9 protein-coding genes are annotated in these 11,301 nt (G+C 59.0%); 5 read left to right on the plus strand and 4 right to left on the minus strand.

What is annotated here, in order from left to right; all coding sequences use genetic code 11:
- Positions 1-120: 120 nt before the first annotated feature.
- Positions 121-1,554, minus strand: a complete 1,434-nt coding sequence (locus NW857_RS04630) for a cytochrome ubiquinol oxidase subunit I (RefSeq protein ID WP_414334968.1) — start codon at positions 1,552-1,554, stop codon at positions 121-123.
- A gap of 396 nt (positions 1,555-1,950) precedes the next feature.
- Between NW857_RS04630 and mfd the strand changes: the two genes are divergently transcribed.
- From mfd to NW857_RS04645, 3 genes are all read left to right on the plus strand, one after another.
- Positions 1,951-5,418 (plus strand): transcription-repair coupling factor, encoded by a 3,468-nt coding sequence (gene mfd / locus NW857_RS04635; RefSeq protein ID WP_414368116.1) that lies wholly within the window; start codon positions 1,951-1,953, stop codon positions 5,416-5,418.
- A 95-nt stretch (positions 5,419-5,513) separates the two neighbouring features.
- Positions 5,514-6,449, plus strand: a complete 936-nt coding sequence (locus tag NW857_RS04640; RefSeq protein ID WP_414334967.1) for an ABC transporter ATP-binding protein — start codon at positions 5,514-5,516, stop codon at positions 6,447-6,449.
- Positions 6,446-7,228: an ABC transporter permease gene (locus NW857_RS04645; protein ID WP_414334966.1), complete on the plus strand. Its 783-nt coding sequence runs from the start codon at positions 6,446-6,448 to the stop codon at positions 7,226-7,228. The genes NW857_RS04640 and NW857_RS04645 overlap by 4 nt, the downstream gene beginning before the upstream one ends.
- A gap of 7 nt (positions 7,229-7,235) precedes the next feature.
- On the opposite strand, the gene NW857_RS04650 is transcribed toward NW857_RS04645, so the two are convergent.
- Positions 7,236-7,763: a TM2 domain-containing protein gene (locus tag NW857_RS04650; RefSeq protein ID WP_414334965.1), complete on the minus strand. Its 528-nt coding sequence runs from the start codon at positions 7,761-7,763 to the stop codon at positions 7,236-7,238.
- 264 nt (positions 7,764-8,027) lie between these two features.
- Here NW857_RS04650 and hemH point away from each other — a divergent pair, with 264 nt between their 5' ends.
- Positions 8,028-9,062, plus strand: a complete 1,035-nt coding sequence (hemH, locus tag NW857_RS04655) for a ferrochelatase (protein WP_414334964.1) — start codon at positions 8,028-8,030, stop codon at positions 9,060-9,062.
- A 43-nt stretch (positions 9,063-9,105) separates the two neighbouring features.
- Positions 9,106-9,513 (plus strand): VOC family protein, encoded by a 408-nt coding sequence (locus tag NW857_RS04660; RefSeq protein WP_414334963.1) that lies wholly within the window; start codon positions 9,106-9,108, stop codon positions 9,511-9,513.
- On the opposite strand, the gene NW857_RS04665 is transcribed toward NW857_RS04660, so the two are convergent.
- Together NW857_RS04665 and NW857_RS04670 are read right to left on the minus strand one after the other, a co-directional pair.
- The gene (locus NW857_RS04665) at positions 9,510-10,088 is read right to left on the minus strand and encodes an SAM-dependent methyltransferase (RefSeq protein ID WP_414334962.1); all 579 of its coding nucleotides are present in this window, start codon (positions 10,086-10,088) and stop codon (positions 9,510-9,512) included. The genes NW857_RS04660 and NW857_RS04665 overlap by 4 nt on opposite strands.
- Positions 10,089-10,208: 120 nt before the next feature.
- On the minus strand, positions 10,209-11,108 hold the full coding sequence (locus tag NW857_RS04670) for an RNA polymerase sigma factor SigF (RefSeq protein WP_414368097.1): 900 nt from the start codon (positions 11,106-11,108) through the stop codon (positions 10,209-10,211).
- Positions 11,109-11,301 lie beyond the last annotated feature (193 nt).

Consider the following 11,301-nt stretch of genomic DNA (forward strand, 5'->3'; position numbering starts at 1 on the left):
CCCCTCACCCCCAACCCCTCTCCCTCTGGGAGAGGGGAGTTGGAAATCGACAAGTGGCTTGGCTGCTGTTGGATGAGGAGCCTGCGGTGTCGTCTGGGTTCTGTTAGGGCTGCACCGGCGCTAGCGAGCTTCTGCAGGACGGCGATCCGGCTCGTGGCGGGCAGGCTCGATCACCATCACCGGCTGGGTTGCCGGAACGGGGGCAGGCAGCTCCAGGTCAGGCCCTCTGCGGATGATGCGGCTGCCAAAGTAAAGGGCAGCCACGAAAAACACCGTATACAAAGCAGTCAGGCCGACCAAAGAAAACAGCACCTCTCCCGGCGGCAGCGGCGAAACGGATTCCGCGGTGCGCAGTTGTCCATACACAATCCAGGGCTGCCGGCCCACGCAGCGGACGATCCAACCGGTCTCCACGGCAATGTATCCCAGGGGTGCGGCGAAGACCCAAGCCCACATCAGCCACTTCTGCTGGGAGAGGGCCTCCGCCGACAGCTTGCCCCTCAACCACTGGATCAAGGTCACCCCCATAAGCCCGGCCAGAAACAGGCCAATGGCCACCATTGTCCTAAAGGAGTAGTAGATGAGGCCAATCATGTGAGGACGATTTTGGGGATCCCAAGCTTTCAGGCCCTGCACCGGTCGATCCAGCCTGGGCTTAAACTCCAGCAGATAGCCCAGCGCACCGGGGATCTTCACCTCCCACTCGTTGCGCTCTTCTCGGTCGTTGGGCAGGGCTAACAGGCTCCAATCGGCTCGTTCGCCGGCGGGGATCGTCTCCCACTGGGCCTCCATGGCCGCCAGCTTGGCCGGTTGATAGCGATACACTTGCTCCGCGCTCAAGTGGCCGATAAACACCTGCAAAGGGGCCACCACCAGAGCCATCGCCAAGACCACTTTGAGGGAACGGGAAAAAAACTCGCTGTGCCGCCGCTTGAGAATGTACCAGGCGCTGATGCCACCGATCACAAACAAAGAGGTTTCCAAAGTGGCAAAAAACATGTGCAGAAAGCTATTAACCATGAAGGGATTGACAATCGCCTGCAGGTAGTCGCGCACCACAAACTTCCCATCGACAAATACCCCCCCTGCCGGCGTCTGTAGCCAAGAGTTGGCCGTCAGGATCCAAAAGGTAGAGAGGTTGGCGCCGAAGGCCACCAGGATTGTCGAGATCCAGTGAATCACCGGCGGCACCCGCTCCCAGCCAAAGAGCATGATCCCCAAAAAGCTGGCCTCCAGCATAAAGGCCATCGTGCCCTCAAACCCAAGGACGGTTCCAAAGAAGTCGCCCACCGCCTCAGAAAAAGGGGCCCAGTTCATGCCAAATTGAAAGGCCATCGGCAACCCTGAGGCCACGCCGATGCCAAAGTTCAACACATAGATCTTTGACCAGAAACGAGCGTGGCGATAGTAATCTAGATTGCGGGTTTTTAGCCAAAGGCCCTCTATAACAACAAGATAAATAGCCAGTCCCGTTGTTAAAACCGGCCATAGCATATGGAAAATGGCCGTGAGGGCAAACTGTAGTCGAGAAAGTGCGACGGTGTCTAGAAACATGATTGGCACCCAGTTTGGATGGATAAACTCAACTTTTCCCAACCCTCTCTGCTGCAGTTTGTGCAGGCACGCCTCTAGGTATGTTCGCTGCAGACATCCGTACCCATTTGGATGAGGTCGGGAAGGCTATCTTTTTTGTTCCTCCTAGGATTGCATCTTGACCAAGATCAGCGATGGGCTGCTCGACTCTAAAGGTTAACTTTAGGATCCTGAGAGAAGGGGTTTTCTTCGTGTAAAGCAGACTACAGGATAAAGAGGGTTCTGAACTCTGGGGATCCGCAATCCCGAAATGGCCCGTTGAGGGGCGGGGATAACGCCATGCAAATTTCCCTCAGGGCCTGCCAGAATTGGGATCCCGGCTTGTTGGAGATCCCAGTTGGCAGTGGGGGGTGGAAGATGTCGTTTGTCCCGCTGGTGCGCTTTCTCGCCCAATCCGGCTTGATGCCAGAGTTGGCCGCCCGCTTGAGATCGCGGCGACAGGCAGCCATTCAAGGGGCAGGGCGGATCGCCAAGGGGTTGATGGCCTCGGCTTTGGCCCAGCAGGAGGGGAGATCCCTGCTGGTGGTGACTGCCACTTTGGAAGAAGCAGGCCGCTGGACGGCGCAACTGGAGGGCATGGGCTGGGAGAGCGTGCAGCTTTATCCCACCTCCGAGGCTTCCCCCTATGAGCCGTTTGACCTGGAGCCGGAGCTGGTGTGGGGACAATTGCAGGTGCTGGCCGATTGTCTCCAGGGCAGAAAGGGCATGGCCGTTGTGGCCACGGAGCGGGCCCTGCAACCCCATCTTCCCCCCCCAGAGGTGTTTCAGGCCTTCTGCCTCAAGCTGGAACCTGGCCTGGAGCTGTCGCCGCAGCAGTTGGGGCAGCAGTTGGCCCGGCTGGGCTACCAGCGGGTAAGCCTGGTGGAAAGCGAGGGGCAGTGGAGCCAAAGGGGCGATATTCTCGACATTTTCCCGGTGGCCTGCGAGTGGCCGGTGCGCCTGGAGTGGTTTGGCAATGAGCTGGAACGGCTGCGGGAGTTCGACCCGGTAAGCCAGCGCTCCCAAGATGGGATCCCTTCTGTCTGGCTGACCCCCACCGGCTATGGGCCCATGCTCTGGCCAGCGCTGCAGGAAAAGATGGAGCAGCTCTCCCCCGCCCTGCGGCAGCAGGGATCGCCTCCCCCAGAAGGCCTGCGCCGTTTTCTCGGCCTGCTCTACGATCCACCGGCCAACCTGCTGAGCTACTTGGATCCCAATACCTTGATCCTGATCGACGAGCCGGAGCAGTGCCAGGCCCACAGCCGGCAGTGGCTAGCCCACGCCCAGGAGCAGTGGCAATTGGCCCAGGCTGCTGAGCCGGCTCTAGTGCCCTTCCACCGCCCCTTCGATCTTGAGGCCGCTGAGTGGGATCCCTTCCCCCGCCTGTTGGTCCGTGCCTTTGCCCCTGCTGGCGAGGGGGAAGCTGTCCTCGACCTCAAAAGCCGGCCTGTCCCTGCCACTCCCCACCAGTTTGGATCCCTGGCCAAAACCCTGCGCGAGTACCGCAAGCAACACTTGCAGGTGTGGATTCTCTCCGCCCAGCCCTCCCGCGCCGTGGCTCTGCTGCAGGAACACGACTGCCCGGCCCAGTACGTGCCCAACCCCAAAGATTTTCCGACTATCGAGCGCCAGCTCCAGTCCTACACGCCGGTGGCCCTGAAGTACTCCGGCCTAGCGGATCTGGAGGGGTTTCTCCTGCCCACGCTGGGGTGGGTGGTGCTGACCGACCGCGAGTTTTTCGGCCAGCACAGCCTGGCCACCCCCACCTATGTGCGCAAGCGCCGCCAGGCCAGCTCCCGCCAGGTGGATCCCAACCTGCTCAAGCCGGGGGATTTTGTTGTTCACAGGGCCCATGGCATTGGCCAGTTCCTGCGGCTGGAAAGCCTCACCATCGGCGGCGAAACCCGAGAATATCTGGTCATTCAATACAGCGATGGCCTGCTGCGGGTGGCTGCCGACCAGGTCAACTCCCTCTCCCGCTACCGGGCCGGCGGCGATGGCCCCCCCGCGCTGCACAAAATGTCCGGCAGCACCTGGGAAAAGACCAAGCAAAAAGTTAAAAAGAGCCTGCAAAAAGTGGCCCTTGACCTGTTGGAACTCTATGCCAAGCGTGCCCAACAGGAGGGCTATGCCTTCCCGCTCGATTCTCCTTGGCAACAGGAGCTGGAAGACTCTTTTCCCTATCCTCTGACACCGGATCAAATTCGCGCCGTCCAGGAGATCAAGCGGGATATGGAGTCTCCCCGCCCCATGGATCGGCTGCTGTGCGGGGATGTGGGTTTTGGCAAAACGGAAGTGGCCATCCGTGCCATTTTTAAAGCCGTAACCGCCGGCAAACAAGTAGCTCTTTTGGCGCCAACCACCATTCTCACCCAGCAGCACTACCACACTCTCAAAGAGCGCTTTGCCCCCTATCCCATTCAAGTGGGCTTACTCAACCGCTTCCGCACTCCCGACGAGAAAAAAGAGATCCTGGCCCGCCTCAAAAGTGGTGAACTGGATGTCATTGTGGGCACCCACCAGCTTTTAGGCAAGGATGTACAGTTTCGCGATTTAGGCCTTTTGGTCATCGACGAAGAACAGCGCTTCGGCGTCAACCAAAAAGAGAAAATTAAACTCCTCAAAACCCAGGTGGACGTGCTCACCCTTACGGCTACCCCCATTCCCCGCACGCTGTATATGGCCTTGTCGGGGTTGAGGGAAATGAGCTTGATCCAAACTCCCCCGCCCTCGCGGCGCCCGATTAAAACTCACCTCTCCCCCTACAATCCTGAGGTCATTCGCACGGCTATCCGCCAAGAGTTGGATCGCGGCGGGCAAGTCTTTTATGTTGTCAACCGCATTGAAGGGATCGAAGAGACCAGCGCCAAATTGCGGGAATGGGTGCCCGGCGCCCGCATTGCCATTGCCCATGGGCAAATGCCGGAAGGAGAGCTGGAAGCGACGATGCTGGCTTTTAACAACGGGGAAATCGATATCCTGGTCTGCACCACCATTATTGAGTCGGGTTTGGATATTCCCCGTGTCAACACCATTTTGATCGAAAATGCCCAGGAGTTTGGTCTGGCTCAGCTTTACCAATTGCGAGGGCGGGTGGGCCGGGCTGGGATCCAAGCCCATGCTTGGCTGTTCTACCGAGAAGATGGCATCCTCACCGAAGAGGCCCGCAAACGCCTGCAGGCCATTCAGGAATTTACCCAACTGGGATCTGGGTATCAATTGGCGATGCGGGATATGGAGATTCGCGGCATTGGCAACCTGTTGGGCACGCAGCAATCGGGGCAGGTCAATGCTGTGGGCTTCGATCTTTATTTGGAGATGCTGCAAGAGGCCATTCGCGAAATTCGTGGCCAAGAGATCCCGCAGGTGGAAGATACGCAAATCGACCTCAATGTCACCGCCATGATCCCGCAAAGCTATATCCCCGACGAAGATCAAAAGATGCAGGCCTATCGCCAATTGGCTGCTGCCGGCTCTCGGGTCGAGCTGTTGCAAATTGCCCAGGAATGGCAGGATCGCTTTGGCCCCCTGCCCAGGCCTACCCAGGAGCTGCTGCGGGTGATGGAGCTGAAGATTTTGGCCCGCAGGCTGGGCTTTTCCCGTATCAGGCCGGCCAAGGAGCATGTGCTTCTGGAAACTCCCATGGAGGAGCCCGCCTGGAACCGCCTCAAGGAAGCGCTGCCCACTCACCTACAGCCTCGCTTTGTTTACCAGCCGGGCAAGGTGACGGTGCGGGGCCTGGGGATGGTGCCTGCGGCGCAGCAACTGGAGAACCTTTTGCAGTGGCTGGACAAAATGAGCTTAGCCCTGAGCCGGATAGAGGCCGGGATCCCAACAGCCACTTAGTCCTGGCTGCGGGGCGGGGCTTCTGCTGTGAGAAACTGGGATGGGTGCCCGGCCTTCCTCGGGTTGGACTTTTGCACTCCCCGTTGCCTTGCCTCATGAAAGTCCTCGAAGCTCACCACCTCCAGAAAACCTACCGGCAGGGGGGCAAGCAGGTGCGGGCGGTGGTGGATGTCTCTCTGACGCTGGCGGCAGGGGAGATCCTGGCTTTCTTGGGGCCCAATGGAGCCGGCAAGACCACCACCATCAAGATGATTGCTGGGCTGATCCAGCCGGATGCCGGCACGGTGCGCATCCTGGGACGGGATCCCCACGCCGATGCGGGTGCGCTGGCCCAGGTGGGGGCGGTGCTGGAAGGCAACCGCAACCTCTACTGGCGGCTCACCCCCCTGCAAAACTTAGAGTATTTTGGCGTGCTGCGGGGGCTATCCCCCAGAACGGCTCGCCAACGGGGGCTGGAGCTGCTGGAGACCTTTGGCCTGCTGGAAAAACGGGATGTTGCCGTGCAAACCCTTTCGCGGGGTATGCAGCAGAAGGTGGCCATTGCTGTTGCCCTGCTGCACCAGCCGGTTCTGCTGTTGCTGGATGAACCCACCTTGGGGCTGGATGTGGAAGCGGCGCAAGCGGTGAAATCCTTGATCCGCCAAATTGCCGCTTCGGGTCGGGCCATTCTCCTCACCACCCACCAACTGGAGATGGCCGAGGCCCTCTCAGACCAAGTGGCCGTGATCGAGGGGGGGAGAATCCTCTGCCAGGCCCCCACGCAGGAGCTGATCCGCCAGTTTGCCGGCGCAGCCAGTACTTATCGGATTGAGTTGGAACAAGACCTCGATCCCAGCCGGGCGGAGCGCCTGCTCCAGCAAGGGGTGGAGATTCTCGGCTTCCATCAGTTGCGCTTTGGCGGCTCTTCAGAGGCGTTGTATCAGGTGCTGGAGATCCTCAAGCCCTTGCCCCTGCTCAGCCTCAAGCGCGAGGAAGCGGATCTCACCCATGTTTTCCTCAAGCTGTTAAAAAGAGGGGATAGGCGAGGATGATGCAGGCGATACACCTGTTTTGGGCGGAGCTGAAGCGGGCCTGGATCCAGTACATCCGCTATCCGGCAGAAGCCCTGGGCGGGATCCTGATCACCACCTTTTTCTTCTATGCCCTCTTTGCCGGCGCTCAGTATGTGGCGGGGCCGGCCTCCCAATTTGGCGAACGGTTGGACGCGGTGGTGATCGGCTATGTGCTCTGGACGCTGGTCATTTTTGTGGTGAACGATATTGCCCTCAACCTGCAAGTAGAAGCCCAGACAGGCACCTTGGAGCAGGTGTTGCTCTCGCCCTTTTCGGCGGCCACCCTGTTTTTGGCGCGGGCCTGCGCCAGCTTGGTGTTGCGCTTTTCCGTCGTCGCCGTTATTTTGGGCGTCATTTTGCTGTTGACAGGCAGCCGGCTGCGCTTTCCTCCCACTCTGTTGTTGCCACTCTTGAGCGTGGTGCTGGGGGCCTATGGCTTCTCGTTTTTGCTGGGATCTGCTGCCTTGATTTGGAAGCGCATCCAACAACTGCTGATCCTCAGCCAATTCGGCCTGCTCTTTCTCCTGGCCACCCCCACGGAAGAGTGGTCGGGATCCCTGAAGTGGCTGGGGCAGATGCTGCCCATGACGGCAGGGGCCGGCTTGCTGCGGGATCTGATGGTGCGGGAGGCGGGCTTGGATCCCCTGCGGCTGCTCATGGCTCTGGCCAGCGGCCTTTTCTACTTCGGGCTGGGCCTGCTGGCCTTTCGCCGGGCGATGCAACTGGCCAAACAGCGGGGCATCTTGGGATCCCAGTAGGACGTTGTCAGAGGGAGCGCCGGTCGCCAGGGGAGCGCAACAGGTGAGGGAAGTGGTACTCCACTGCGCCGGTAGCCAAGTTGTTCTCGGGAGAAGCGATGCCCCGCCGGCTCAGCTCTCGCAGCGCTTTTTCAATCTCGTCAAAGTCAGCAGGCAGCTCGATGGCGACTTCGGAGAGGGTGAGGATCCCTTGTCGCTGCTGCGCCAGCCGCAGGATCTCCCGCATCAAAGCCTGACCCTTCAAAGGCTGAGGCGGGGCCGAGACGGCTTTTGCGGGAGCCGGAGAGGGCCGCACTCCTTGCAGGACGGCCAGCTTGAAGTTGTAATCTTCCACCATGCCCGGGATCAGAAACAGGTCGATCAACTGGCCGAAGCCCAACAGGCCGAAGGTCAAAAGCCAGAGAATGCCCGTCACGGTTTTGCCCAGATAGAGGCGATGGACGCCACAGATCCCGAATATGCCCAGCGCCCAAAGGATGTAGGTGGTGCCGACAGATTTGGGCTCGGCAGGGGGCAGTAGGTAGCGAGAACTCATCGTTTTTCTCCGAGAGACCCCACGCTACGGCGCAGCAGGGGAGGGACAGAAGGCTTGGCGACGAGGCTCAATGTCCCAGAGCCAAGCGTATAGGTATACGATAGCTTCACTTCGCTGCGCCATCAGGTGAGGCTGGCCTGCTGTTGCCGCTTTCACCAACGTCGGCTAGGTGGATGAGAAAGGCTGCAAAAAAACTTAAGGCCACTTTCCCGCTGTGGGATAAGACCCCCTACAGTGGATAAAGAACGATGATTGAGTTTTGCTATGTCCAAAAGCGGCGTGCTCCTGCTGAACTTGGGGGGACCAGAGACCCAGGCCGATGTGCAGCCCTTTCTCTACAACCTATTTGCTGATCCCGAGCTGATCCGCCTGCCGTTTCCCTTCTTGCAGGGGGCTTTTGCCTGGGCCATCTCCGCGCTGCGGGCCGCAAAATCCCGGCGTAACTACGCAGCCATTGGGGGGGGATCCCCCTTGCGGCGCATCACAGCCGAGCAAGCGCGAGAACTGCAGGCCCACCTGGTGGCCGAGGGATACGACGTGCCGGTGTATGTGGCCATGCGCTACTGGCACCCGCTCATCGAGTCGGTGGTGCAGCAGATCAAGTCGGATGGGATCACCCGCCTGGTGGTGCTGCCGCTCTACCCGCAGTATTCCATCAGCACGACCGGCTCCAGCTTTAAGCTGCTGGATCGGCTCTGGGCCGAAGACCCGCAGCTGGGCCGCATCGAGCGCTGCCAGATCAGCTCTTGGTACGATCAGCCTCAGTACGTGCAGGCGATGGCAGGAGCCATTCGGGAACAATTGGATCGGTTTGCCGATCCCGAAAGGGTGCATGTGCTGTTTAGCGCTCACGGCATTCCCGAAAGCTATGTCACCCAGGCCGGGGATCCCTACCAACAGGAAATGGAAGCTTGTGTGCGGCTGATCTGGCAGCAGGTGGAGCGCCCCAATGACCACACCCTCTCCTACCAAAGCCGGGTGGGTTCGGTGCGGTGGCTGCAACCCTATACCGAACGGGTTATCCCGGAGCTGGGAGCGCGCGGGGTGAAGCAGTTGCTGGTGGTGCCGATTAGCTTTGTGTCGGAGCACATCGAGACCCTGCAGGAGATCGACATCGAGTATCGGGAGCTGGCCCACCAGGTTGGGATCGCCGATTTTCGCCGGGTGCCCGCCCTAAATGCCGACCCGCTGTTCATTGCCGGCTTGGCGGCGCTGGTGCGGCCTTATTTGCTCACCTCGGGCTTGGCCGCTCCTGCCTTTGTGCCTGCGGCTGTGGCTCACTCTGTTCTCGAGCCCTGAGCCAGACTAGGGTAAAGCAACAGAACTACCCCACGCGGTTGCAATGCTGATTTCCGGTGCCTTGGTTAGCGTGGCTACCCCGGATTTACCCCGTCTACAGCACTTCTATCAGGCTCTCTTGGGGATCCCTCCTCAAGCTCAGCTCCCAACCGAGGGGGAGCCGGTGTATGTGGAGTTTCGTCTGCCAGGGTTGCGGCTGGGCCTTTATGGCAGCCGTCACCCCAACTTTGCTGCTCAAGCCGGGGCGATGAGCCTCTGCTTGCAGGTGCAGGATTTACAGGGATCCCTGACAACGCTGGAGGGGCTGTCGAAAACTTACCGGCTCTCCATCTCCCCCCTGCGGCAAGCTTTTCACGGACAGGAGGTGGATTTTCAGGATCCCGATGGCAACCGGATTGTGTTGCACCAGCCTTCTGCGGCTGTTTGGGAAGTGATGGCCTGGGAGGGCTAGATCTGCCACAGGTAGATGGTGTAGGTGTTGATGACATCCGATACGGTGGTGGTGGCGGTGGGGGGCCAATCTCCCATGTCGAAGGAATGGGTAACCAAGCGGGCGCCAGGCCGGAGCTGTGAGCGCAACTTGTCTCGGATCAGCAGGTGGGAGCGGGGCAGCAAATAACAGCTCACCACTGTCGCCGGGGCTAAGTCCAAATTAAGCAAATCCTGCTGGAGAAAGATGACTCGATCCTGAACTTGGGCTTCTTGGGCCCGCTGTTGGGCTTCGAGGATGCGCTCCGGGTCGATATCCACCCCCACACCCCGCGTGCCAAAGCGCTGTGCCGCTCGAATGAGGATGCGGCCATCCCCACAGCCCAAGTCGTACAGCACATCTTCGCGCCCCACCTGGGCCAAATCCAGCATGGCATCGACAACCGAGGGCAAGGTGCGCACATAAGGAGCCAAGCTGAGCCGGTTGGGCTGGCCGTGGAAGAAGGGATCCCTGCCGAGCAAGTTGTGGTTCAGCTTGGGCTTGAAACCGCGAGGTGCTGAGGGTTGATCCCGAGAAGAGCGCTTTTTTCTATTCATCAAATATATTTTGATCGGTGTTCCCATTAGTCTAGCAATCTATTGCAGTACCGAGGCTCCGGCATTTTACTGGATGGGAAAGCACCGTCAATCGCCTTGGCCCAAACACTTTAAAAAATATCAAAAAATATCTTGATTCAACAACTTGGCCAGGCGTTCCAGCCCCTTTTTGACCTGGCGGGAAACAGTAACGGCGCTGATCCCCAGCCGCTCTGCCGTTTCTTTTTGGGTGAGGTCGTAGAAGAAGACAAATTCCAAAATCTGGCGGGTGCGCTCTTCCAGCTTGGCCAAGGCATGTTGTAGGCGAATGCGATCTTCTTCGGCCAGTTGAAAACTGCGGTAGCGTTGATCTGGAACGACCTCGCCTAGAGCAACGCTATCTTCCCCGGTTTGAATGGGGGCATCAAGGCTGAGCAAAAGGCTATTTTGTTGAGCCAGTTCCATCTCTTGCCATTCCCGGTCCGTCAGTTGCAAAGCTTCTCTCACCTCGGCCTCAGAGGGGGGACGGCCCAACTCTTGCCGCAGGCGCGCAATCACCTTCTTGGCTTGCCGCTGCAGAGTCGTCCAGCGACGTGGGATCCGCAAGGTGGAGCTTTTGTCCCGCAAGTAGTGTTGAATTTCTCCGCGAATGTAGGGCATGGCAAAAGAGCTAAAAGCCAGGCCACGGGTAATATCAAAGCGTTCAATGGCTTGAATCAAACCCAAGCAGCCGATTTGTACCAAGTCATCGTACCCCTCATTGCATTGGTTACTCCAGTGATGGGCTTCTTTGCGCACCAAGCCCAGGTTCATTTCCACCAGCCGGTTGCGCAGGGCCGGATCCCGAGTCTGGTGGTACAGTCGCAACAGTGCAGCAGTTTGAGCTTTAACATCTTCATGTTTGGATGCCATAGACGCACCCACAGCTCGGGATCCAGTATCGCCAATACTAGCTTTAGTCAAAGATAGGGGAGCCGCGGCTGTCGATGGCGTTGGCGGCTCGGAGGCGTCGAGAGAAGACCGCTGAGGAGCTGTTAGCATAGACAATTACTTTTTTTCTTTTCTTTACTTTTTGAGCTGCAGTCATTTAAGACCCGATCAGTACCCAAACAACTCAAAGGCGGCGGATGCCAGGCGAAACCAGACTTCCCCTGGAACCAACCGCGAAGAAGCTTGCAGGCAGACAGTATCAGGTTGTGTCCATGAAAATGCTACCAGATGTTAACAAGAACAC

It is taken from the genome of Synechococcus sp. H55.9, assembly GCF_047462355.1.
Lineage (GTDB): Bacteria > Cyanobacteriota > Cyanobacteriia > Thermostichales > Thermostichaceae > Thermostichus.